Source organism: Ornithinibacillus scapharcae TW25, from assembly GCF_000190475.1.
GTDB classification, from domain to species: Bacteria; Bacillota; Bacilli; order Bacillales; family Amphibacillaceae; genus Ornithinibacillus; species Ornithinibacillus scapharcae.
Window position 1 is genome coordinate 22,884 of record NZ_AEWH01000038.1, and the last position, 24,909, is coordinate 47,792.

The window sequence follows — 24,909 nt, forward strand, 5'->3', positions numbered from 1 at the left end:
AGTGACCCTATTCGGGCACTCCATTTATTTTTTCATATTAAGCTTATTCCTGTTTCTTTCTCTTGAAAATAATAGTGGCCATAATGATGGAGAGAATCAACAAAGAACCAAACCATAATAGTGTTAGATAGGCGCTATTACCAATTGGAGTTCCTGTTAAAAATCCGCGTAATGTTTCAATTAGCGGTGTCATTGGTTGATGTTCGGCAAAGGAGTGTAGCCATTTTGGCATTGTCTCAGTAGGAACAAAGGCACTACTTACATAGGGTAAAAACATGATGAAAAAGGTAAAAGCACTCGCAGATTCCACGCTTTTAGCAATTAAGCCAAATACGACAGCTAGCCAGCTAATGGCAAGTAAAAATAAGCTAAGATAGCCTATTATACCGGTCCAATCCCAAAATTCTGCATTTGGTTCAAAGCCAATTAGTAATGCTACAACTAAAACAATGACTGCACCAATTCCATTTCTAACAAAACTACCGATGACATGACCTACTAGTAAAGAAGAGGGTCTTAACGGCATACTGCGGAATCGTTCGAATAATCCACCGACCATATCTTGAGCGACGCTTCCGGCTGTCATGGAGCTAGCATATCCAACACAGGTTATGATAACCCCTGGAACAACATAATTTATATATTCTGTGCCAGTATTAATAGCTCCACCAAATACAAAAACAAACATTAGCATGAGGACTACAGGTAACCCAATACTTAGAAATAACGCATCAGGATTTCTTAAAATATGCTTAAAACTACGTCGTGACATAGTCCATCCATCTCTTATAACCCACTTCATCTCATCCATATTTTACTTCTCCCTCCTGTTTATGACTAGTAATCTCCATAAAAACATCTTCCAGAGTAGGTTTACGGAAATAAATATCAATTGGCATCATATCTTGTTCATGTAATGTATTTAACGTATTTCGTAAGTCTTCAGTAGAGTCTTTTGCTGTAAGGATCAGACTATTACTAGCATGATTTAATTGTCCATCAAGGAGATTGTGTGCCTTCATGAGGTTGGCTGGGGACTGAAATTGTAATACAAGCTTTTCTTCGCCAATCATCTTTTTAAGCTCTGTAGCTGTGCCTTCTACCACAATTTTCCCATTGTGAATAAGGGCAATTTTATCTGCGAGCTGGTCAGCTTCTTCTAAATATTGCGTTGTTAAAAATATCGTTGTCCCGTTCTTAGCAAGCTCTTGAATTAATGTCCACATATTCAATCGACTTCTTGGATCTAATCCTGTTGTAGGCTCATCTAGAAAGATGACCTTTGGATTTGCTAGTAAGCCTAGTGCTATGTCTAATCTTCTGCGCATTCCACCAGAATAAGATTTTGCTTGTTTTTTAGCAGCATCTAACAAATCAAATTGTCTTAGCAACGTAGCTGTACGCTTTTTGACAGTACTTCGGTTCAGGTGATTGAGATGTCCCATCATCTGTAGATTTTCTTCTCCGGTTAATAGCTCATCTACCGTCGCATATTGTCCCGTTAAACTGATTCGTTTTCTCACTTCATTAGCTTCACGGGATGTGTCTAGACCATCGATCATAGCAATTCCTTCATCTGGTCTGATCAATGTGGATAAAATTCGAATTGTTGTTGTTTTACCTGCGCCATTTTCACCTAGCAGGGCAAATATTTGTCCGCGTTCTACCTCAAAATTAATACCATCCAATACTTTCTGGCTTCCGTAAAACTTCTTCAAATCTTTAACAGAAATAATCGCGTCATTCATCTTAACTCACTCCTTTTATTTTATGATTGATTCATTCAGTCAACAAAACTGCGAAAAATTGACTGAATGTTTTATGATTGATTCATTCAGTCAATAATATGATATGATAAACGAATAGAAGTGTCAATAAAAATATAAGCAATTAACGTGTGGATAGCATTCTTAGTAATATATCAACCTTTTGATCAATATTTTGATTCCAAAAATCGAGGTCATCCGCCATAATACCGGAGATAACGTTGAGAAAAACCTCTAAAAGTTCTTGTGGATCTCCTTGGATAATTTCTCCGTTTTTTTGTCCTTCTAATATCCAAGGGAACAATGATTCCATATATATCTTCCCACTATTGAATACGAGTTCTTGAATGTGTTCGGGCATTTTATCGGAGTTTCCTAAATGCTGTATAACTCTAAATATATCGCTGTTACCTTCTTTTAATCCAAATGTTGCAAAAGCTTTTATCTTTTCAAGTGGAGATAGATTCGTATGATTCATTTCATCCAATTTTTTTTCGTATCGGCCATTTCCATAGCCCATTCTAAGCTTTCATACAATACTTCTTCTTTCGAGCTAAAGTAATGGTAAACTAAGCCGTGGCTAACGCCAGCTTCTTTTGCAATCATACTTATCTTTGTTAGTTTGATACCATTTTCAGCAAATACTTTTATAGCAGCACTCATAATTTGTTGTTTACGTTCATCACGTATATCTTTCAATTGTTCTTCATTTAAAGGGGCCATAGGAAAGTATCTCCTTTTATTTATAGTTGGGAAAGTATAAAAACTTTCCGCTGATATAAGAAAACTAACACATCCGCTAAAGTGCGAGCAAATGCTAGTTTTTAATGATAGTACGTCGTTATTATACCATTTTATCATTTTAGCCAGATGACTCCCACTTCAAGCTGTGCTAAGTGGGAGATGAATGGGTTCATTAGTGGTCTAATATATAAAAGTACAAAAGTAGAATGTTAGAAGACCCTTATTCATTAGAAGTACTTTTCATATTAAGTACTAATAGCTAAAAAAATCGGGACATTTCAACTGTATCTGCAGAAATCGTCCCTAATTTAGTAAAAATCTTTATTCGCCTACTAGTTTGTTTTGTGAATAGAACATAATTTAAACCTATGATTCCAAAGGATAATTCCTCTCAATCATAAAATTTGTTTTATCTCCGCGAAAGTAAGAACGTGAAAATTCTATTTTTTGTCCTAATTCGTTTTCGGCGGTGGTTTCGATATAGAAGCATGGTAAGCCCTCGTCACAGTTTAAATATGCACTAGAACGTTCATCTGCAAAAGTAATTTCGATATGTTCAATCGTTTTGGCAATGTGAACATGAAAGTGATTCTTTAAGGAACCATATAATGATGTTTCAGCATGTTCTTTTGTGATTCCGGGTGCTACATCCCACGGTATATATGCTATTTCATATTGTGTTGGTTCACCATTAGCTTTCCGAACCCTTTCAATCCTTTGGACAGGAGCCTGTAAAGAAACATCTAATGATTTTACGAGAAATTCATTAGCCGGAATTACATTTATTGCTATTAGCTCTATTTCTGCCTTTTTTCCTTGAACAGCCACCTGATCACTGTAGCGTTTCACCGTATGGGATAGTGTTTGTTTTAACTTTTGTTCTGCTACAAAGGTGCCTTTACCTTGTTGTCTAGTCAAATATCCTTCTAGTGTTAGCTGATTTAAGGCAGTTCTTACAGTAGTCCGACTTACATCAAAATCCTTACACAGCTCTAGCTCAGTAGGAATTTTTTCTCCTTTTTTATACTCGTTCGATTTAATTCGATTTAGCAATTCTTCTTTTATATAAGCATGTAATGATTGGTTTTTTTCCATTGTAGTAACTCCTTAAAACTTTCTGTATATTTTTAGTGTACAAGATAATACAAATAATAACAATCAACAACAAATGATATTACAAGTTTAGGACAACTATATAATGTACGTACAATTAAAATAACAATACAAATATGTATGGACAATTAAAAATATGTATGGTACATTTTGAGGTAAGAAAATAAACTTAGTTGCTTAAATTTTATTGGTGGAAATTAAAGCGCTTTCAACAGGAGCCAGAGGAGTGAACTTAGAGTGACATTAAAACTAGTTATTATAGGCGGTGGATCTAGCTATACACCAGAAATTATTGAAGGGATTATTCAACGTTACGATAGTTTTCCAGTGACTGATATCGTACTTGTTGATATTGAGGAAGGAAAGGAAAAGTTACAAATTATAGGGGATTTGGCATTGAGAATGATTGAAAAGTCGACGAAACCTATTAATCTATCATGGACATTGAATCGTCAGGAAGCACTTAAAAATGCTGATTTTGTATCCACCCAAATTCGTGTTGGCCGTTTGGATGCACGTGCAAAGGATGAGCGAATTCCATTGAGCCATGGTTTTATTGGTCAGGAAACGAATGGTGCTGGTGGAACATTTAAAGCATTTCGTACCATACCAGTACTTATGGATCTGGCAAATGATGTTCATTCAATTTGTCCAGATGCATGGATAATTAATTTTACAAACCCAGCTGGGATTGTAACGGAAGCACTATTAAAGTATTCGCCTCATAAAAAAATAATTGGTGTATGTAATATTCCGTATAACATGCGTCATTCTGTTGCTGAAATTCTAAATGTATCACCAGATGATGTCAGAATAGAATTTGTCGGTATGAATCATTTCATATTCGGTCAGAAAGTGTTTGTCAATGGAATCGACCAAATCGATGAGGTTTTAGAAAAGTTAATCGATAGTGAGGGGCTTGATTACTCACCAGCAAATATCGTTAGCCTTGGCTGGTCCAAAACGTTTATAGAATCGACGAGACTCCTACCTAACCCTTATCATCAATATTATTTTCAAACTAGAGAAGTACTCGAGAAGGACCTTATCGCATATGAGGAGCATGGAACAAGAGCAGAGGTGGTCCAACAACTAGAGGAATCACTTTTTGAGCTATATAAAAACCCTGAATTACATGACAAGCCAAAGGAATTAGAACAACGAGGGGGTGCATTTTACAGTGATGTAGCATGTAGTCTTATGGATTCTATTTATAATAATAAACAAGATATACAAACCGTAAACACACTTAATAATGGAGCTATTTCTGATTTGCCGGATGATGCGGTTGTGGAAATAAACTGTGTGATAACCAAGGATGGTCCTAAGCCAATTTCTATAGGATCCCTACCATATCGTGTTAAGGGATTAATTCAGCAAATGAAAGCATATGAAGAGCTAGTGATTAGGGCAGCAATTACTGGAGAATATCATGATGCATATTTGGCTTTGGTCATGAATCCATTGGTGGCAGATGAAAAACACAGTAAGGTAATTCTTGATGAGTTATTAGAAGCACATGAACATGATTTACCACAATTCAAACTAAGGGGGAAGTAAGATGAAAAAGGTATTCAGTGTTTTTGAGGATAAGTTTCTTCCTGTTGCAGGAAGAATAGGGTCACAACGTCATTTAGTAGCAATACGTGATGGATTTGCAGCTATATTACCGTTGATTATCATTGGGTCGTTAGCGGTTCTGATTAATAATCTACCAATTGAACCTTTTCAAAACTTCATGGTGAATGTATTTGGGGAAAGCTGGAAGGACCTTGGAGGTTATATCTGGAACGGCACGTTTGCAATCATTTCATTAGTTGTAGCGATAGGGGTCAGTTATAGTTTAGCAAGAGCATACAATGTGGATGCCTTAGCGGCGTCATTAGTATCTGTTGCTTCATTAATTATTTTATCACCATTAACGGAAGATGGTAGTGGTATTTCACTTCATTGGATGTCTGCATCAGGTTTATTTGTTTCACTTTTGGTAGCAGTGATGGCAACAGAGATTTTCAGGAAATTATCTCAGTTAAACCTTTCAATTAAAATGCCAGATGGTGTTCCGGAAGCTGTTTCAAGATCATTTGCATCACTTATTCCTGCCATGATTGTACTCTTTATTTTTGGTTTATTACAGGTATTGTTCATTGATGTAATTGGCACAAGCCTTCAAGACCTAATATACAAGGCTATACAAGCTCCATTCCAAAACTTTGCTGGTACATTACCTGCTGTTTTAGGTATTGAATTTACAAAATCATTTTTATGGTTCTTTGGATTACATGGATCCAACATTTTAGAACCGATTATTGAAGCGGTGTATATACCGGGACTTTTAGAGAATACGAAGCTATTTGAACAAGGGGTATCAGCTCACGATGTTCCAAACATTATAACAAAACCATTTTTGGATGTATTCGTTGCGATGGGTGGTACAGGTACAGGTATTTCACTTCTAATTGCATTATTTATAACGGTTAAAGCTAAACAAGTAAGAAGCTTAGGAAAAATGAGTGCACCAGCTGCATTGTTTAATATTAATGAGCCTTTAATTTTCGGACTTCCAATTGTTTTGAACCCGATATTGTTTGTTCCGTTTATTCTGGTACCACTTGTTAACGTAACAATAGCATACTTTGCCACATCCTTAGGGTTTGTTCCAAAAACGGTGGTTATGGTGCCGTGGACAACACCTCCAATCATCGGGGGATATTTAGCTACAGGTGGGTCAATTGCAGGGTCCATTTTGCAATTAGTTAACTTGGCTGTAGGTGCTTTACTGTATCTTCCATTCTTAAAGGTCCTAGACCGGTCAATGATAAAGAATGTAACGAATACAAGCAAAAAAGAAGCGGTATAACCTTATAAAATTGAAATGAATATGTAGTAGCTTAGTATTTTAAAAGGTATGTCCTGCATCCTAAACAGAATCGAGGTAATCATATGAAGTTAATTGTTAATGCTGATGATTTCGGCTATACACGTGCAGTTACTTATGGAATTTTAGATGCATTTAAAAATGGGATAGTTACCTCAACGACGATGATGTGTAATTCACCTCATGTTGATCATGCAGTTGCATTAGCCAAACAGAATTCCGATTTAGGGGTTGGGGTCCATCTCGTTCTAACATGTGGTACACCACTTTCTCAGAACGTTCCATCATTAACGGATCATAAAGGAAGCTTTTATAGCCAACAGGTTATTTTCGATCATGCTAAACCAGAGGATATTGAACGTGAATGGACTGCCCAAATTGAAAGGTTTTTATCTACTGGTATGAGTCCTACTCATCTGGATAGTCACCATCATGTTCATGGTCATGAAATGGCATTACCTATTGCCGTTTCCTTAGCAAATAAATATGGAGTACCTCTTAGAAGGGAAAACAATGATCCGATAACAGATGTACAATATAAAACAGTAAAAAGAACTAGGTTAATGATGAGGGAGTTTTACGGTGAAGCGGTAAGTTACGAAACGCTCGAAAGACAATTAAGAAACGTTGCTGAGATGGGTAAAGATGAGACAGTGGAAATTAACTGTCATCCAGCATATATTGACCCAGATCTGATTTCCAAAAGCTCCTATGTTGATACACGGCTAAAAGAATATACAATATTGACATCGGATAGAATCAAAAATTACGTAAATGAATTAGGGATTGAGTTAATTAATTATAGAATGCTATGAGCAATTTAGTAGTATAGTAGAAAATAAATACTACACAATTAAAGGTTTTCGGAGGGCAATAATCATGCAATCAATTGAGGATATACAAACATTATCATTCAATATCATTCTTCATGCAGGAAATGCTCGTTCAAGTGCAATGGAGGCAATTTCCTATGCGAAGGATTATAACTTTTCAGTGGCAAGAGAAAAAATAAAGGAAGCAGAACAAGCATTTGTTGAAGCACATCATGTGCAAACGGAACTGTTGCAAAATGAAGCGAGCGGAAAAAAGAATGAGGTTACGGTCATATTAGTGCATGCACAAGATCATTTAATGACAGCGTTAACGGTAAAAGATTTAGCCAATGAAATGATTGACATGTATGAAAAAATGCAATGTTTGGAGGGGAAAAACGAATGAAAATAATCTTAGTGTGCTCAGCTGGTATGTCCACATCCATGCTCGTTAAGAAGATGCGAGATTCTGCTAAAGAACGAAATATAGAGGTAGAAATAGATGCAGTTGCAGAGTCCCAGTTAAATAATAATTTGGAAAACCTTGATGTTGTGCTAATAGGTCCACAAGTTCGATATCTTGAAAAGACAATAAGAAAAAAACTGGAGCCAAAGGGAGTTAAGGTAGATATTATCGACCAAATGGCATATGGTATGATCCAAGGAGACAAAGTTTTAGATCAAGCAATCTCCATGATTAACTAAATTAACGAATAAGTTTTTCGGGCTGTCGAGAGAACCTCGAGAGCCTTTTTTCTGGTTTGGGATTAATGAAGTTCTATCATTGTTAAAATTCCATTACCAGAATCAAGAGAATTCTATATTATAACCAAAATCAGGGCTTATTATTTAATTAAGGGAGGAATAAGCTGACATTCCACATATAGGGGGATTAATCAACTCAAGAGGTAGTCCACAACCCTGTGTAAACTCTCTTTAATTATCTGATCTAAATATAGAAAATAAACCGAAGCTTTTTTTCTAAATGAGCGTCTATATTAAGAGAAGGTTACCCGGAGGGGGGACAATGAATCCATAAATGAGAATCCTAGTGGTGAACACGTAGCTATTCAGGAATTACATAATAAGATTAAGGATGCTTATTGAATCGGTAAGGTGGCACTAAATTATTTAGAAAGGAGATTTGGTTATGAAAAAGATGTATATACTATTGGGTTTCTTTTTCGTCTGCCTACTAGTTGTTTGGTTATTTTCGCCGATGCTAGAGAACGGAAATTCGGAAGTAAATGCTGAAAATGAAAATGATGAGCCGAAAGAAAGTGAATTTATTATTGATGGTATTTTACAAGAAAAAGAGATAGAGATAGAGCGTTTAGTGGATGGTTATCAAGATATTATTAAGGAAATTCAAGATTACAAATTTCCAACAGATGGAGTTGTGGAAGAGAATAGGACTACTATTTCTTATGATAATGGGTATGACTTATTCAAATTGGGAATGGGTTTTTCTGTAACCTATGATTCTAACATAGGTCCCCAAGAGCCGACTAAAGAACAATATCTACCGGTAATTGTTGGCTTAATTCACTCAACGTATAACACGGACGTTTACGAGTGGGAAGATATGAACCAAATAAATCTTTATGTAGAGGGGACTATGGAACAATTGAATCAAGCAAAGGTCTATGCAGAAGAACATCCGCCTTTTTTGATTTGGTTAGACGATACGATTGGTTATTTGAAGAAAACTAAAGAGTTAGTACCTAATTGTGAAGCGAAAGTACCATTTAATAAAGCGTTAGAGAATATAGAAAAGTTTATCCAGGCAAAAGAAATAGCTGAAAAGTAAAAACCATACCATACCATAATGTTATACAAGTGATAAATAATACATAAAGGAGAATGGAGGATGAAGAAAATACTTTTACGATTTGGATTGCTAATTGTTACCATTAGTACAGCCATTATTTTCGTAGTGAATATGGGAGATAGAGATTCACAAATATATGTAAAACAAGAGGATGAAAATGTAGGCAAAAATGTTGAACACAAGTCTAATACAATCGAACAGCTCGATAATGAGGAATCACTTGAAACTGCAACGATTGAAATATCCGAGTATGCAACAATGGGAGAGTGGGTACAAGAGACTCAAGAGTCTCTGAAAGTAATACCAGAGAATACAACAAAAGAAAGTCATTACTCTCATATTGGATCTGTCTCTAGTATATATTCTAGATATTTTGTAGAAAGAACTAACGATAGCGGAATAATGGAGGTTTTAGAAGAAATAAATAAAGTTGGAATTGAGATTACTCAACAAAGCAATCTTACAAAACAAGAAGAGTTAACACATAAACTTTATGACTTACTAGAACAAATAAATTAATGATCATGCTTTTTACCACTAACAAATGTAGACTTTACTATATTTTAAATACCATCATTAGTGCAAGCTTGTTTTTCCTATAAATCTATCAATAAACTCTTCAAATAGTTACCCTTCGAAAACGGTTTCCTAAAATGGTGGCGATATCCACTGATAAATCATCTGAGGTGTATTATTTTTTCAAAAAATCCCAAAAAAACATGTTGATTTTTAAAATAATACCCACTATAATACGTTGTAAGCGGTTACTTTTATATTTTTTTGAACATTTTAGAAAGCGGTTTCCTTAATTTAATTCCTTTAACTATAAGGGGGGCACTTTTCTAAATTGAATCAAGAGAGTAAACAAATTATTAGGGGGTAATGACGTTGAAAAGGATTAAAGGTATTGCTTTACTAGGGTTTTTGGCTTTACTTGTAGTTTCGTTAGTAGCGTGTAGTGGAGATGGGGACAAGGAAACTGGTGGAGATTCGAAGGGTGAAATTACGCTAGACTTCTGGACATTTGGTGCGACTGGCTATGAAGAATTAGCAAAAGAATATGAAAAACAAAACCCGAATGTGAAAATTAAAATAAAATCATCTGAAACAGCAGATCATCATGATGCACTATTTACTTCTTTATCAGCTGGAAGTGGTGCACCGGATATCGCAATGTTAGAAATTGATCAATTCGACCGTTTCAAAGTTGCACAAGATCGATTTAATAACTTGTATGACCTTGGGGCAAAAGATGTACAGGATCAATACTTAGATTGGAAATGGAAAAGTGGAGAAAATGCGGATGGAGACTTCTTGTTTGGACTTCCGACAGATATCGGTCCGAAAGCATTATACTACCGAACAGATTTATTTGAACAAGCAGGATTACCAACGGATCCAGAAGAGGTGGCAGCTCTAATTAATTCACCGGAAGCATTTGAAGAAGCAGGATTAAAAGTAAAAGAGGCAACGGGAATGCCTTTTGTGGATAGTATCGAAATGGCATTTAGAGCATACTTAGATGCAGCAGAAACAGCTTATTTAACTCCGGATAATGAATTAAATCTTGGTGAAGACAGTGAAGTGAAGAAAGCATATGACTATGCGGTTCATTTAAATGATTTAGGTATCGTTGGCAAATATGAAATGTGGAGTCCGGAATGGGCTAATGCGGTTAATAAAGGTGAATTTGCAGCAGAACTTGGTGCAGGCTGGTTAAAAGGCTGGATGGAAGGAAATGCACCGGATGCTGTTGGTAAATGGAAAGTAGCGACATTACCAACTGAGTTTGCAGCAAACTGGGGTGGATCATACATCGCGGTACCAAGTGAAACAAAGCATGCACAAGAGGCGTATGACTTTATCGAATGGCTTGTATCACCGGAAAATCAGTTGAAATCTTTCCAAAGTCATGGATTATTCCCTTCTGCTCATTCTGTTTATGAGATGGAAGAGTTCAAGACAAATGAAGATGAATTCTTTGGTAACCAGGCGACAGCTCCGGTATTTGCTGAAGCGGCTCAAGATATTACTGGTATTGGATACAAAGGGGAGAAATACTTCCCGGTGCATAACGAAATCTTGAATGCACTTAAAAATGTCCAAAACGAAGGTGCAGACCCAGAGAAAGAATGGGAAGCGGCTGTAAAACGTGCTGAGGACTTAATGAAACGTTAATCTATGAAACTAGTTAGTCTGTTCATAAATAACGATAGTAATAGTGAAATGGTCGGCTTAACATGACAGGCCTTTAGCTTCATAAAGGATGATTGGGGTAAGCCGGCCCCCTTTCATATAAAGGGTTTCTATGCTCTGTGAGTGGTGGAAAAATGCCTAAAAGGCAACTGTATTCTTTGAAATGGAAAAGAGGCGTGAACATGAATTCTGCCAATAAGAAAGCGATATGGAAAAAAAAGAAATATAGGTCTGAAGAGAAGAAGGACATGATTTCGGGTTATTTGTATATCGCGCCTTTCTTCATTATCTTTGCATTAATTGGACTATATCCAGCGCTATTTAGCATTTATTTAGCCTTCCAAAAATGGAATGGGTTAAGCCCGATGACCTTTAATGGTCTTGCTAACTTTGAGCTCGTACTAACCGATCCGCTTTTTTGGAAATCGGTTTACAACACGATTGTGATGGGAATTATGGGGACGGCTCCCCAATTAGTGGTCGGGCTTATTCTAGCCTATTTATTAAATCTGGCTTTCCTTAAGTTCAAAAGCTTCTTCCGCGTTACCATCTTTATGCCATATTTAACATCAATGGTTGCAGTGGCTTTAATTTTTAGTGTGTTATTCAGTAATCATGAATCTTCTTTTGCCAATTATGTGTTAACCAATCTCTTTGGACTCGATCCGGTCTCATGGGCGGCATCTGAATGGGGTACCAAGATTGCGATATCCCTGATGGTATTTTGGCGATGGGTTGGATATAACACGATTATTTATTTAGCAGGGATTCAAAGTATACCGAATGATTTGTATGAAGCAGCGACCGTTGATGGGGCTAATAAGTTTCAACAACTCAGATATATTACGATCCCAATGATGAAGCCATTTATCATCTTGACGGTATTTACATCAACAGTGGGCGCGATGCAGTTATTCTCTGAACCTACTGTATTCCTAGGTGCAGATGCATTCACTCGAGATGAAGCGATGACGATTGTGATGTACTTGTATCGAGATGCTTTCCGACTACAGTCATTTGGAACTGCTTCTGCGACAGCGATTATTCTATTAGTTATCATTACAATTTTTGCTGTCATTAATTTACGATTAACGCAAGGATTTGGAAGGAAAAAGAGAGGTGTTAAGAAATGAGTACTAGCGTGAGAAAAAATCGAAAAAAGCTATCCGTTGGTAGAATATCCATTTACGCCTTTTTATTCATTGCTTCGATCCTTTCTCTTTTTCCGTTTTATTGGATGTTTGTTATGGCGACACGGCCAAGTGCGGCTTACAACTCCATTCCACCAACTCTAACACCAGGAGATATGCTGGTTGAGAACTTTACAAAGGTGTTAAGTCAGATTGACTTCTTTGGAGGGATGTTAAATTCATTTGTACTGTGTGCGGTTGTAACGATTGTCGTACTATTCATCAGTTCATTAGCGGGATTTGCATTTGCAAAGTTTAAATTCCCAGGGAAAAATATACTGTTTGTTGCGATTTTGGTAACGATGATTATCCCGCCACAGCTAGGGTTAATTCCGCAATACTTCCTAATTTCAAAAGCAGGGCTTTTGGATACCTTACCGGGAGTTATGATTTTGTTCTTTTTAAATCCGTTAGGGATATTCTTAATGCGACAATATATATCGGGAGCGGTTCCGGATGAACTAATTGAAGCTGCGAAATTAGATGGATGCTCGAACTTCCGGATTTACTGGAGAATCGTCTTGCCTATTATTCTACCAGCATTCGCAACACTTGGAATTATCGTCTTTACTGCAGTGTGGGGAGAGTTCCTATGGCAGTTTACCGTTTTGAGAGATCCAGATATGTATACCATCCAAGTCGCGTTAGCGCAATTAAGCAATACGAATAATATAGACTTCGGAATGATTATGTCTGGTGTATTCTGGGCAACCGTTCCGTTACTAGTTATATTCTTACTATTTAACCGATTATTTATTTCGAGTATTACGGAAGGATCGGTAAAATAATGCTTTTTTCCTGCCTGGCTATTGTGTCACTCTAGGACTCCTAGTAATCTAGCAGTAGGAAGAATATTTTTTTGGCAGATGGGAAAGTATAAAAACCTTTCTCGCCTGCATAAGTAAAACTAATACATTCGCAAAAGGACGAGCGAATGCGAGTTTTTCTAAAGGAATTAGGGGAGATCATACGATGGGGTTAACCATAAAAGATATTGCACAAATGGCAGGAGTATCACAAGCTACTGTTTCAAAAGTAATTAATAATTATAAGGGAATAAGTGAGGAAACGAAGAATAAAGTCATGACCGTTATTAACGATATGGGCTATGCACCAAATTTTTCAGCGAGGTCCCTAGCAACGAAAAAATCTAATCTTATCGGTTTGATTTATGCTGGACGAATCAATGTGGACATGACGCACCCATATTTCAACGAAGTTATTTCCACCTTTAAGAAGAATATTGGGTTACTGGGGTATGACATCCTGATGTTTTCGAATGAGCACTTCTTACAGGATCAAGGAAGCTATTTAGCTAGGTGCAAGCATTTCAATGTGGATGGCTGTTTGATTATCGCTGGTGAGGAAGTAGAGGATGCTACGTTTGAGCTTGCGGAAAGTGGATTTCCTTGTATTGGGATTGATATCGAGTTAAAAGGTCCTAATGCAAGCTATGTCATGACAGATAATGTGAGTTTATCGAGAAAAGTAGTCGAGCATTTTTATCTAAATTCCCATCGTAAAATTGGATTTATCGGCGGGATGCGTGAATCTGTTATTTCAAATTTACGGTTAAAGGGATTTAAGGATGCAATGAATCAATTCGACCTTGAAATTAAGGATGATTGGGTTCAATTCGGAGATTTCCAGGAAGAGAGCGGCTATCTCGCCATGAAGAGAATGCTAGAATTAGAGGATGTTCCTGAAGCAGTGTTTGCTGCGTCTGATTTAATGGCATTAGGAGCATTAAAGGCTGTGCGTGAAGCGGGATTACAGGTTCCAACCGACCTCAGTGTTGTTGGTTGTGATGACATTCCAGCATGCCGTTATAGTGATCCTAAGCTGACCACAGTAAAACAGGATAAGGAAAAATCGGTAAGTTATCTGCGTATATGTTAAATGATTTGATTGAAGGAAAATCGAAATTGAAGCCAGTGTTTACAGACTCTGAACTGATTATTAGGGAGTCATGTGGAGCGAGTAAAACCTTCTGGTAAAGTGATTCACTGAATGGTATTAGAAAATAAGCAACTAGAATCTTGTATGGGGTGTTAGGAGGTTTTCGGGTGAACTATTATGCAGTTTTTGACGTTGGTGGTTCCGCAATTAAGTATTCCCTTATGGATGAAGCCGGGTCTTTTATACAAAAGTCCTCCGTTCCAACACCGAAGGGCGGTATAGAATCTTTAGTAAATGCTATTGTATCCGTGGTAGAGGAGTTTCAAGGAAGTCATGAACTAAGTGGCATTGCCCTTAGTATGCCAGGTGCAGTCGACGTGGAAACCGGATATATTAAAGGAATCACGGCTGTTCCTTATATTCATGGTCCGAACATAAAGGAGCTTCTTCAGGAACGTACAAATCTGGTGGTGGAATTAGAAAATGATGCGAATTGTGCGGGGTTAGCAGAGGGCTGGATTGGTGCCGCTAAAGGAATTGACGACTACATTTGTATTGTGATTGGTACTGGAATTGGTGGGGCGCTAGTTTTGGATAAAAAGGTTCGCCATGGTAGGAATCTTTTCGCTGGTGAATACGGATATATGATTCTGGAGGATTATTTTGATCAGCCAATCGGCGAAACCTGGAGCTCACTTGCGGCAACCTTTGGCTTAGTGATGCAGGTGGCTAAACGGAAAAATATGGACCCAGACACCCTTGATGGACTAAAGGTGTTTCAAATGGCAGATGCGGGTGATCTGGAGGTGCAGGATGAGATTGAGAAATTCATCAAGCGCTTGGCAGTAGGGATATACAATTTACAATACATGATTGACCCAGAAAAAATATTAATTGGTGGGGCTATCAGTAAACGGGATGGGTTAATTGATAAAATTAATGATAAGCTCAAGCTGATGAAGCCGAATGAAGCATGTTTAGATATTCAGGTTTATCCATGCCAATTTGGCAATGACTCTAATTTGATTGGTGCGTTATATCACTTCTTACAGAGGAGGAAGTAACATGATACATAAAGATTTAGTGGCATTCCCTAGTAATTTCTTATGGGGTTCAGCTTCTGCTGCTTACCAAGTAGAAGGGGCTTGGAACGAGGATGGAAAGGGACCTTCTAACTGGGACCAATTTGTCCGTATTCCCGGCAAAACCTTCAAAGGTACGACTGGTGATACGGCAGTTGACCACTACCATCGGTATAAAGAGGATATCCGTCTGATGGCGGAGCAGGGCTTGAAGGCCTATCGTTTCTCGGTTGCCTGGACTCGTATCTTTCCTAAAGGGAAAGGCGAAGTAAATGAAAAAGGTCTCCAATTCTATAGTGATATCATCGATGAGTTGATTAAGCATAAGATTGAACCGATTTTAACCATTTATCATTGGGATTTACCACAGGCGCTTCAAGATGAATATGGTGGGTGGGAATCCCGGGAGATTATTCGCGACTTTACTAATTATTCGGTTACACTATTCAAGCACTTTGGTGATCGTGTGAAGTATTGGGTGAGCTTGAATGAACAAAATATCTTCGTAGGCTTTGGATACAGAAACGCCCTTCATCCTCCAGGGGTGAAGGATGAGAAGCTATTCTATCAAGTGAATCATCATGCGAATCTTGCGAATGCAAGTGCCATTAAAGAATTCCGTAACTATGTACCAGAAGGAAAGATTGGACCTAGTTTTGCTTATTCTCCTTCCTATGCTGCAACCGCTAAGCCGGAGGATATTCTTGCAGCGGAAAATGCAGAAGAGTTGAATGCGCATTGGTGGATGGACATCTATGCGTGGGGAACATACCCTCAAGTTGCCTGGAATTACTTAGAGAGGAAGGGACTGACTCCAACGATTGAAGACGGTGATCTGGAATTACTAAAAGAAGGTAAACCGGATTTTATGGGATTAAACTATTACCAAACGACTACTTTTGAGAGGAATCCTTTAGACGGTGTATCAGAAGGTAAAATGAATACTTCCGGAAAGAAAGGTTCAACCGAAGATAGCGGTGTACCAGGTCTATTTAAAACAGTTAAAAACGAAAATCTGGAGCGAACGAATTGGGATTGGAACATCGACCCAACCGGACTTCGAATCGCACTTCGGCGCATTACAAATCGATACGGATTACCTGTTCTGATCAGTGAAAATGGCTTAGGGGAATATGATAAGCTTGAGGACGGAGGTATCGTCAATGATGACTATCGTATAGATTATATCCGATTACATTTGAAGGCGATTCAGGAAGCGATTAGTGATGGCGTAGACTTAATTGGCTACTGCACATGGTCATTTACAGACCTTTTAAGCTGGTTAAATGGCTTCCAAAAACGATACGGATTTGTCTATGTGAATCAGCATGAAGAAGGGGAACATGACCTTAAACGTATTAAAAAGAAAAGTTATTACTGGTATAAAGAAGTTATTGAGACGAATGGGAGTAATTTGGAATGAAGAAGCGGAGCGAGTTGTCGCTCCGCTTTTTCGTTATATCGGTTGATTTTAATATGGGGAGAAAGGCACGTTATAGTTTGGATATTGTGAGTATGGGTAGTACGGTTGATAGTAAGGATATGGCGGATAGTTATAGCCAAATCCAGGTCCTGGGGACAATACTGCTCCTGTCGCAAGTCCTCCTAAAAATCCTAAGCCGAAACCAGGCCCACCGAATCCGAATCCAGGTCTTCCAAATCCGAATCCAGGTCTTCCAAAACCAAAACCCGGTCTACCGAATCCAAACCCAGGTCGTATACGTTCCTCGTGAACCTCCGGATGAAATGTTTCTGGCAGTCCGAAAGTTTGATATTCATTAGTCAAGGCAAATTCCTCCTAATTGTTTTCTACACTAAAGAATATGCTTCATTCGCCTATCGTGCTTGGGCATCAACCTATCACGTGCCTTTAAAAGACGAAGGGATAAGAATCACAACTCTATAATACCGCCTTATAAATATATTTATTTACCAGGTAAATAATATGGGCAGGAAGGGAGGGTAATCATATGGAGTTAAAAGGTGCTGGAAACAAAATTGAAGAAACTGCAGAAGCACTAGTGAGAAAAGGTATTCCGGAAAGAGCTGCTGCGTTTGCCTCGTCTATGGGATATTTGAGAGAATTGAAGAAGAAAAAATAAGTGGATCGATTGTGTGTGGGGGCTATGTTCACGATATCAGGAAATATATTTAGATGATGCATGGTGTCATTGACAACAAGTGTAATTGTTGTATAATTCTAAATAGGAGAAATACGGAAGGTGGAATTGGATTTGCCAAATTACTTGTAATGGTTGAGTAACTAAATAGTACATTTCTTTTTTGAACAGTACTGTTCAGTCTAAGGGAGAAGTGTGCCTATTTTTAACCATTACAGGGAACGCGGGATAATCTGTTTTGTTAATTCCAAGCGGGATACCTATAAGGTATCCTGCTTTTTTTTGTAGGCAAAAAAACTTTACAGCCTGCATAAGAAAAACGAACACATTCATATAGGAAGAGCGAGTTTTTCTATCGGAAAATCATTCTCCATTCAGTATTATTTGCGTTCCTCTGAATTAATTGGAGGAGCCGGAATGAGTTTAAATAATATTGTTTCGTATGAGATTATTGCTCATGAAACACCTAATGTTATCCGAAATTGTAAGAACTGCAAAAAGAGCACAGAGTTCTCATGTAGTGATAAATTTAGAGTCAATGCAAATCAGAAAATGATTGATATTTGGCTTATATATAAGTGTATAAATTGCGAGGGTACTTGGAATTGCCCAATTTTATCAAGAGTACATGTAAACCGAATTGATCCATTACGACATCAAAAGTATATGGAAAATAATAAAGATATGATTTGGTATCATGCTTTTCAAATTAGCAATTTACGAAAACGATGTGATGCTGTAAATAAAGATATAGCTTATGAGATACGAAAGGGAAATTCTGAGTCCATATCTAGCGAAGTGACAATTAGAATTACCTGTAAATATGATTTTGGTCTTAGAATAGATAAGCTGATAGCAGAGATATTAGGAGTATCAAGGTCGAAGGTAAATGCATTGGCAAAGGCAGGAGCTTTTTTGTTTATCCCTGATGTTACATTGAAAGATAAAGTAATCGATAACTTACAAATATCGGTCAAAGGTAATTGGAAGCTTTAGTGTGGATAAGAAATGAAACCTTGACAAAATGAGGCCGGGACAAAAGTATTTTAGCCTAATCAGAATCCGAACAATATCTATAGATAGTGGGAAAACCCGCACCGCAAATATACTTCGCTTTTACTTCCCGTACAGGGGCGACATCTGCTCGACAAAACCGTCGCAGTGTCTACCTCACAATGGGCGGCTGCTGAGCCTCCTCAGAGCTATCGCTCCCCGAGGGGTCTCAGCTAGGCCTATCCTCCCACAGGACAAGGAATGCTACGGCAGCGACACATCGCACGTAGAAAAAGTGGTCTCCTTTTTCAAGGAGTCTACGTATATTTCCGGTGCTTAATTAGATTATTGTTCGCTATTGATTCGTCTAATTTTGTCCCAGCCTCTAATGTATAATCAGATAGCAATATATTTACCAGTGACAGAATCCGCATTCACCTTCAACTCAACAGGAGTTCCAGTAGCTATCACTTCGCCACCTTCTGCTCCACCATTTGGCCCCATATCAATAATATAGTCGCTTGAGGAGATCATTGGTATATTGTGTTCGACCATGATGACGGTATTTCCCGCATCTACTAGGCGATTCAGTAATTCGTGTAAATGGGTAATGTCTGAGGTGTGAAGTCCACTTGTTGGTTCATCTAGCAAATAGAGTGTATGCCCTTTTTGGGATCCACTTAATTCTTTTGCTAGCTTCAAACGCTGCCCTTCACCACCAGATAAAGTGGTAAGCTGTTGTCCTAACGTTAGGTAACCCAATCCAACATCAACTAAAAGGTTTAATCGGCTTTGAACTTTTTTCCCTGAAAGAAGCTTTTGTGCATCTTCCACATTCATTTCTAAGAAATCGGAAATCGAATACCCTTCTACCGTTACCTCCAGTACTTCTTCCTTAAAACGTTTGCCTTTACAAACTGGACAGGTAACTTGGGTATTGGACAAGAAATGAAGATCCACATCTACTTTCCCCATTCCTTCACATCGATCACAGCGACCTCCAGGTGTGTTGAAAGAGAAATGTTTAGCGGTAAGGCCTAAATCTTTAGCACTTTCTTGATCGGCAAAGGCTTTTCGTAAATCTGTATAGATATCCATATACGTCGCTACATTCGAGCGCGCCATTCGAACTAGTGGACTTTGTCCAATATTGATAATGGAGTCAATCTCTTCCATTCCAGTAATAGACTCGCAGCCTTCTTGATTCGCTAAGACATCAAAGATTAGAGTAGACTTTCCTGACCCAGAAACCCCCGTTATCGCGGTGAGTGTTTCAAGTGGTAAATCAACGGAAACATTCTTTAAATTATGTCTCGTAGCATTATTGATGGAAATAGATCTTCCATTACCTTTCCGCCCTCTGGAAGGTAAGGAGATTTCTCTTCCAAGTGTGCGACCAGTGATGGAAGTTGGATTCTGAACAAGGTCAGAAGCTGTCCCGATACCAATTACTTCTCCACCGAGTCGTCCAGCACCTGGGCCAATATCGATGAGGTGATCAGCTTCCTCCATTACGGATTCGTCGTGTTCAATAACAAGAACAGTATTTCCTAGGTCACGTAAACTCTTCATTACTGCGATTAACCCATCCGTATCACGAGGGTGTAATCCGGCAGTAGGTTCGTCTAGAATATATAACACACCGGTAAGTCCAGAGCCTAGGATAGAAGCAAGCCGTAATCTTTGTGCTTCCCCTCCTGATAAGGTGATTGCTTGACGATCAAGTGTTAAATAGCCTAAGCCAACTTGCAAAATTCGCTTGAGTCGTTCATGCATATCATTGAGAACGGTCGCTAAAAGGTCATCATCCTCATCCCGAAATAGTTCTATCGTGTTAGTAACCCAGTTCAACAGCTCGTTTAAAGGAAGAAGAGAGAGCTCAGGCAAGCGTTTTCCATTGACATGAACAGAGCGAATCTCTTCCCGCAATCGTTCACCGTGACAGTCCGGGCAGATTTTTGACTCAAAGAAATCTGCAACCTGTGCATTTTCTCCGCTTTCTTTATAGGAACGCCACATTGCGCCTAATACACCAGCAAACTTTCCTTTGGCAACGGTTTTCGGTGGCTTAATGTCTGGGAAGTGATGCGCAAATCTTTCATCTTCTACTCCGTAATAAAGGAAGTCTAACTCTACCTCGGTGAAATCTTGGAGTGGTTTGTCTGCGGTTATATTTAAGCCGTAATGCTCACTTCCGGCAATCACGACATTCGTATTGTACTCTCCCCAAGTCCCAGACCAAATGCTTACTCCTTCATTATTTAAGGATTTCTCACGATTAAAGAGTCGTTGCATATTAATCTCTTTGGCAACACCTAACCCTGAACAGGTAGGACAGGCACCAGAAGGTTTGTTAAAAGAAAAATCAGCACGGGTTAGACGTTCATGTGTTGCCTGACAGTTTTCACATATTACTGTTCCTTCATCAGATCCAGTTGGTAGTGGAGAAAGTGTTTCACCACAATTGGAGCATGGACGTTTTCCTTTTTGTTCAAAGAGTTTTCGCAAGTAAGTGTAGAGATCGGTTACAGTTCCAACAGTTGATCGGGGGTTGCGGTTCGTTACATGCTGGTTAATGGCAATAGAGGGGGATAGACCGCTAATTCTATCTACTTTTGGTCGTTCGAACACATCAGTAGATAGTCCGCTGGATTCTAGAAATTGACGATTACATTCCCGCTCCAGTACGTCGAATGCAATGGTTGATTTTCCAGAACCAGAGGGCCCTGTGATAACTACTAATTGATTCCTAGGAATATCTAGCGTGATGTTCTTTAAGTTGTTTTCTTGTGCACCTTCAATACGAATCATGTTTAACATATGAATTGCCTCCTTTATTATTTTGTCTTTATGAAAGGTGTTCATATAGCCTGTTGACAGTATTATTCACCTTTAACTCGCTCTTCTATCGTACAACATTGATGCAATCCCCCTACTTGATTGGAATTTTATTTGTTATGATAGGGTTTGAAGACTAAAAGGTTATCAAGTTCTTTAAGGTTATACTTGAAGGGATAAGGACGGTGAAAAAATGAAGGGAATTGAAATAGCTAGGCTTTGTCGTGTGTCCACAAGTACGCTGAAGCATTATGAAGAATGGGGGCTTGTTCCAGAAGTTCCGAGAGCAAAAAATGGCTATCGCGAGTACTCACCGATTCATGCAGCCTATTTCCAATGTATCGTGAAGATGAATATTGGTTTCGGGATGCAGTTTGTTCGGGAAATGATGCCGTTAATCCAAGAAGGAAAAATAATGCCGGTTTTGTGGAAGATTAATCAAGCGCAAACCGAATTACAGAAAGAAAGACATCAAGCAGAACAGGTTATAGAAATGTTAGATGTAGAAGAAGTAGAATGGTTTGAACGAAGTCGTAAGAAAAAAGAATTTTATTCGATTGGTGAAGTAGCGGAGATTGCGGGAGTAGCTACTTCTGCAATACGTCATTGGGAAAATGAGGAGCTAATAACGCCTGTTCGTCACCAGGAGAGCGGCTATCGAATGTATTCGCCAGCAGATGTTAGACGTATTCTAATTATTCGCACGGTGTCTCGGGCGGCCTGGTCATTAGATGTCGTTCGAGAAGTGTTATCGGAAACAGAGCATCAGCATATTAAACGAGCAAAGGAATTAGCCATTCAATCATTAGGATATATTGATCAAAAGCTGGTTGCACGTATGAAAGCTTTCAAGTCATTGAATAAATTATTGGATCTTATCTCTGCGGAACAGGACGTGTGGAGTGAAAATTACTTGGGATCATATGGATATTATCGTGACGGGGTTTAATGTTATGGGACATTATAAAATTCCCGAAACTTTTTATCATTCTAACCGTATGAATCTTAAAAAAGCTTAGGAAAGGATGATCCAATGAAAAAAAGTCAACATGAACCCCTTCAATATTCTTCAAAAATGCCAAAGACAGGCTTTTACTTAAATTTGGTACTTGCAGTGATATTTGGCTTGTTAACATTGGCACTAGCTATAGCAACGATATACTGGTATATACTTGGAGGGGATTTTTTAATACCAGCTATCTTTTGTACGTTTGTCGTTATTGTGCTGGTGAGCATACCGTGGGTCAGTGTTGCAACAATTAATCGATATGTAAATCATGTAAGTGAGTTTGTGCTCCATGAGAATGGAATTGCTATCAAGCATATTCACAAAACTAAGAATAAGGTAGAAGAGAAACATATTGGTTTCGACGAGATGAACAAGGTATTAATTGGTAATTTGAGAGGTAAATATTTAAACTTACATAAAACTAGCTTTGATATATTAGGTGTATTACTCATCATTATGCATCAAGACGGTAACTTTTATCAACGGTTGTATGATGCGGAAGAATTGGAGGATTGGTTGTTAAGACTAAAGGATAAGGGTATTCCAATATATTATACAGAATATGACTTAACTATCGCATATGATAGCACGGCTTCTTATGATGTTGACTTTAATCAGATTGAAGGAATTCCATGGGATGGTGAAAGGTTGCCAGTACCTATTCCCCTGACAATGAACCAAACCTCGAAGCCTTATATCATTTGGAAAGATGAAAAGGTTGAACAGTTAAAAGAAAAGGATCAACGGAGACGAACAAAGCGAGCAGAGTTTTTAGTCATTATCATGTTATTTTTATATGCACTTTTTGCTGGAGCAGTAATCATGCCGAGTGTACCGTTGTTAGAAGATAATACGTTTGAATTCGAAGAAAAAATACTACTTGGTGTCGTGTTAGTAAATATGGTAATTCCGTTTCTGTTTGTATATTGGCGAAAATATACAAAGTGGTATATGCCAATAGTATACGTACTAGTTGGTTCTATAGGGAATTGCCTATCATTATTTTTGTTTTCGGAAATACCGGACTTATATGAGGCAGCGATAATAGTTAACTTGTTTACATTAATAATAGGCTGGTATCCAATATTGCTTATCGTTAAAATCTGTAAGGCTATATATAAACTCTTTAATCCTAATCCAAGGATGAATATAAGAGATCCTAGATACTTTTTAATATAGAATAATAGAAAGATGAGATCTATTTCAGGTAGGATCTCGTCTTTCTATTTAGCCATCTACTAATCAGTTAACTCTAGCTTTCAACCCAGTATCCAATCTGCGATAAATCATCGCAATCACCATCGCTGGCAAGCTACATACTACCATCCCAATAAAGGCGAACCTTGGTTCAATCTCGTATAAATAGCCACCCAGTACTGTAAACACCCCTGTACTCCAGCTCATCGCAAAGGCAGAGTACATGCCTTGTGCTCTGGAGATATAAGCTAGTGGTATATGAGCCGTTAAATACTTCATAAACGCATAATGTGCCATAGCGAATGAAAAAGCATGTAGGACCTGTGCGATACAGAAAACAATGACATTCGGAAAGGCAAATACTAATATCCAACGTACGGTAGAACCAAGAGCAGATAGCGTTAGTAAACTACCAGTTGAGAACCTATTAAAGCTCTTATCTGCAATGAAAAAGAATGCGATTTCCGCAAGTACCGCAATATTAAGGATTACCCCAATAAGGTGTATAGGTGCTTCGATATCCTGTAAAAAAATATAGCCATAATTATAATATGTGGCATGTGCCGCTTGGAGTAAAACAACAATAATAAGTACTAACGGAAAGTGTTTCATCTTAAACAGCTTTACCATACTTACTTTTTCCGTGTCATCTACTTCCGGTTTCTTCGATAAAATATCAGGTGCATTCAAGAAATTGAGGCCAACTAAAGCAATTATCCCAATTAAAAATGCCCAAAGAATGACTTCATCGCCAAACTCTCCGGTAAAGATAGTGATGACAAATCCAATAGAAACAAATCCAATGGACCCCCATTGACGGCTTCTGCCGTAATGTTTTAATTGGTTGTTTTGCATCAAAACACTTGCCGCACTATCTAAAGCAGGCATTAACGTCGGGTAAAAGATGTGTACAATAATCGTAATAACGAGTAAACCGGCAAAGGAATTGATTGGAATATAGCAAAGAATAGCTATTAAAGTACTGATTCCAGCCACATTTAAAAGACTTTTACTACTAAATTTCTCCGATAAATATGGAAATGCAAATAAGGTGGAAAGACCTCTTGCGACTAATCCTAAACTCATAATTAGACTAGCCTCTGGTACGGTAACCCCTTTTGCATAGACAAGCCAACCAGACCAGTAAGGTAGAAAAATCCCCCACGTTAGAAAGAAACTAAAAAATCGTGTGCCCATCCATCTTTGTGTATTCATACGTATCCTCCTCAATGATTGCATGA

Annotated in this window: 24 protein-coding genes and 1 pseudogene; 17 read left to right on the plus strand and 8 right to left on the minus strand. The window is 38.1% G+C overall.

Translation table 11 applies throughout. The annotated features are described in order from the left end of the window. Positions 1–43: 43 nt before the first annotated feature. The 5 genes from G5W_RS0109225 to G5W_RS0109240 form a co-directional block, all read right to left on the minus strand. Positions 44–811, minus strand: a complete 768-nt coding sequence (locus G5W_RS0109225) for an ABC transporter permease (RefSeq protein WP_010096087.1) — start codon at positions 809–811, stop codon at positions 44–46. Further along, positions 804–1,748, minus strand: coding sequence for a daunorubicin resistance protein DrrA family ABC transporter ATP-binding protein (locus tag G5W_RS0109230; protein WP_010096088.1), 945 nt, complete (start codon positions 1,746–1,748; stop codon positions 804–806). Before G5W_RS0109230 ends, G5W_RS0109225 begins: the two co-directional genes overlap by 8 nt. Before the next feature lie 142 nt (positions 1,749–1,890). Further along, complete coding sequence (locus G5W_RS22775; RefSeq protein ID WP_157998044.1) at positions 1,891–2,286, minus strand: hypothetical protein; 396 nt, start codon at positions 2,284–2,286, stop codon at positions 1,891–1,893. Beyond that, entirely contained in the window at positions 2,241–2,489 is a 249-nt protein-coding gene (locus G5W_RS23760; protein ID WP_050801661.1) for a TetR/AcrR family transcriptional regulator, read from the minus strand. The genes G5W_RS22775 and G5W_RS23760 overlap by 46 nt, the downstream gene beginning before the upstream one ends. Before the next feature lie 387 nt (positions 2,490–2,876). Beyond that, positions 2,877–3,605 carry a GntR family transcriptional regulator gene (locus tag G5W_RS0109240; RefSeq protein ID WP_010096089.1) on the minus strand — a complete coding sequence of 243 codons (729 nt, stop codon included), beginning with the start codon at positions 3,603–3,605 and terminating at the stop codon, positions 2,877–2,879. Positions 3,606–3,860: 255 nt separating this feature from the next. On the opposite strand from G5W_RS0109240, the gene G5W_RS0109245 reads away from it, so the two are divergent. The 13 genes and pseudogenes from G5W_RS0109245 (at position 3,861) to G5W_RS0109305 (ending at position 16,934) form a co-directional block, all read left to right on the plus strand. After that, complete coding sequence (locus G5W_RS0109245; RefSeq protein ID WP_010096090.1) at positions 3,861–5,183, plus strand: 6-phospho-beta-glucosidase; 1,323 nt, start codon at positions 3,861–3,863, stop codon at positions 5,181–5,183. A 1-nt stretch (position 5,184) separates the two neighbouring features. Further along, complete coding sequence (celB, locus tag G5W_RS0109250; protein WP_010096091.1) at positions 5,185–6,483, plus strand: PTS cellobiose transporter subunit IIC; 1,299 nt, start codon at positions 5,185–5,187, stop codon at positions 6,481–6,483. A gap of 83 nt (positions 6,484–6,566) precedes the next feature. Continuing rightward, positions 6,567–7,316 carry a chitin disaccharide deacetylase gene (gene chbG / locus G5W_RS0109255; RefSeq protein ID WP_010096093.1) on the plus strand — a complete coding sequence of 250 codons (750 nt, stop codon included), beginning with the start codon at positions 6,567–6,569 and terminating at the stop codon, positions 7,314–7,316. A 64-nt stretch (positions 7,317–7,380) separates the two neighbouring features. Beyond that, on the plus strand, positions 7,381–7,719 hold the full coding sequence (locus tag G5W_RS0109260) for a PTS lactose/cellobiose transporter subunit IIA (protein WP_010096095.1): 339 nt from the start codon (positions 7,381–7,383) through the stop codon (positions 7,717–7,719). After that, positions 7,716–8,018, plus strand: a complete 303-nt coding sequence (locus G5W_RS0109265) for a PTS sugar transporter subunit IIB (protein ID WP_010096097.1) — start codon at positions 7,716–7,718, stop codon at positions 8,016–8,018. The genes G5W_RS0109260 and G5W_RS0109265 overlap by 4 nt, the downstream gene beginning before the upstream one ends. A gap of 445 nt (positions 8,019–8,463) precedes the next feature. Next, the gene (locus G5W_RS0109270; RefSeq protein WP_010096099.1) at positions 8,464–9,123 is read left to right on the plus strand and encodes a hypothetical protein; all 660 of its coding nucleotides are present in this window, start codon (positions 8,464–8,466) and stop codon (positions 9,121–9,123) included. 60 nt (positions 9,124–9,183) lie between these two features. Further along, positions 9,184–9,663, plus strand: a complete 480-nt coding sequence (locus G5W_RS0109275) for a hypothetical protein (protein WP_010096100.1) — start codon at positions 9,184–9,186, stop codon at positions 9,661–9,663. A 363-nt stretch (positions 9,664–10,026) separates the two neighbouring features. Beyond that, a complete protein-coding gene (locus tag G5W_RS0109280) occupies positions 10,027–11,322 on the plus strand; it encodes an ABC transporter substrate-binding protein (RefSeq protein ID WP_033445635.1) in 1,296 nt (431 codons plus the stop codon). A gap of 200 nt (positions 11,323–11,522) precedes the next feature. After that, positions 11,523–12,473 carry a carbohydrate ABC transporter permease gene (locus G5W_RS0109285; RefSeq protein ID WP_010096102.1) on the plus strand — a complete coding sequence of 317 codons (951 nt, stop codon included), beginning with the start codon at positions 11,523–11,525 and terminating at the stop codon, positions 12,471–12,473. Then, positions 12,470–13,318: a carbohydrate ABC transporter permease gene (locus G5W_RS0109290; protein WP_010096103.1), complete on the plus strand. Its 849-nt coding sequence runs from the start codon at positions 12,470–12,472 to the stop codon at positions 13,316–13,318. The genes G5W_RS0109285 and G5W_RS0109290 overlap by 4 nt, the downstream gene beginning before the upstream one ends. Before the next feature lie 184 nt (positions 13,319–13,502). After that, a pseudogene (locus G5W_RS22115) lies at positions 13,503–14,527 on the plus strand (LacI family DNA-binding transcriptional regulator). Between the two features lie 69 nt (positions 14,528–14,596). Beyond that, complete coding sequence (locus tag G5W_RS0109300) at positions 14,597–15,493, plus strand: ROK family protein (protein ID WP_010096107.1); 897 nt, start codon at positions 14,597–14,599, stop codon at positions 15,491–15,493. Between the two features lies 1 nt (position 15,494). After that, positions 15,495–16,934, plus strand: a complete 1,440-nt coding sequence (locus G5W_RS0109305; protein WP_010096109.1) for a glycoside hydrolase family 1 protein — start codon at positions 15,495–15,497, stop codon at positions 16,932–16,934. Positions 16,935–16,982: 48 nt separating this feature from the next. Here G5W_RS0109305 and G5W_RS0109310 read toward each other — a convergent pair whose 3' ends face one another. After that, positions 16,983–17,231 carry a hypothetical protein gene (locus tag G5W_RS0109310; protein ID WP_420178303.1) on the minus strand — a complete coding sequence of 83 codons (249 nt, stop codon included), beginning with the start codon at positions 17,229–17,231 and terminating at the stop codon, positions 16,983–16,985. Positions 17,232–17,481: 250 nt separating this feature from the next. Here G5W_RS0109310 and G5W_RS24485 point away from each other — a divergent pair, with 250 nt between their 5' ends. Next, positions 17,482–17,613 carry a hypothetical protein gene (locus G5W_RS24485; RefSeq protein ID WP_010096111.1) on the plus strand — a complete coding sequence of 44 codons (132 nt, stop codon included), beginning with the start codon at positions 17,482–17,484 and terminating at the stop codon, positions 17,611–17,613. 435 nt (positions 17,614–18,048) lie between these two features. Further along, positions 18,049–18,627 (plus strand): DUF1062 domain-containing protein, encoded by a 579-nt coding sequence (locus G5W_RS0109325; RefSeq protein ID WP_010096112.1) that lies wholly within the window; start codon positions 18,049–18,051, stop codon positions 18,625–18,627. 393 nt (positions 18,628–19,020) lie between these two features. Here the strand turns inward: G5W_RS0109325 and uvrA are convergent, their stop codons facing one another. Beyond that, positions 19,021–21,444 carry an excinuclease ABC subunit UvrA gene (uvrA, locus tag G5W_RS0109330; RefSeq protein WP_010096113.1) on the minus strand — a complete coding sequence of 808 codons (2,424 nt, stop codon included), beginning with the start codon at positions 21,442–21,444 and terminating at the stop codon, positions 19,021–19,023. 211 nt (positions 21,445–21,655) lie between these two features. Here uvrA and G5W_RS20825 point away from each other — a divergent pair, with 211 nt between their 5' ends. Both G5W_RS20825 and G5W_RS0109340 read left to right on the plus strand, forming a co-directional pair. After that, the gene (locus tag G5W_RS20825; protein WP_010096115.1) at positions 21,656–22,411 is read left to right on the plus strand and encodes a MerR family transcriptional regulator; all 756 of its coding nucleotides are present in this window, start codon (positions 21,656–21,658) and stop codon (positions 22,409–22,411) included. A gap of 84 nt (positions 22,412–22,495) precedes the next feature. Then, the gene (locus G5W_RS0109340; RefSeq protein ID WP_010096117.1) at positions 22,496–23,650 is read left to right on the plus strand and encodes a hypothetical protein; all 1,155 of its coding nucleotides are present in this window, start codon (positions 22,496–22,498) and stop codon (positions 23,648–23,650) included. 63 nt (positions 23,651–23,713) lie between these two features. On the opposite strand, the gene G5W_RS0109345 is transcribed toward G5W_RS0109340, so the two are convergent. Beyond that, positions 23,714–24,883, minus strand: a complete 1,170-nt coding sequence (locus G5W_RS0109345) for an MFS transporter (RefSeq protein ID WP_010096118.1) — start codon at positions 24,881–24,883, stop codon at positions 23,714–23,716. Positions 24,884–24,909: the final 26 nt, after the last annotated feature.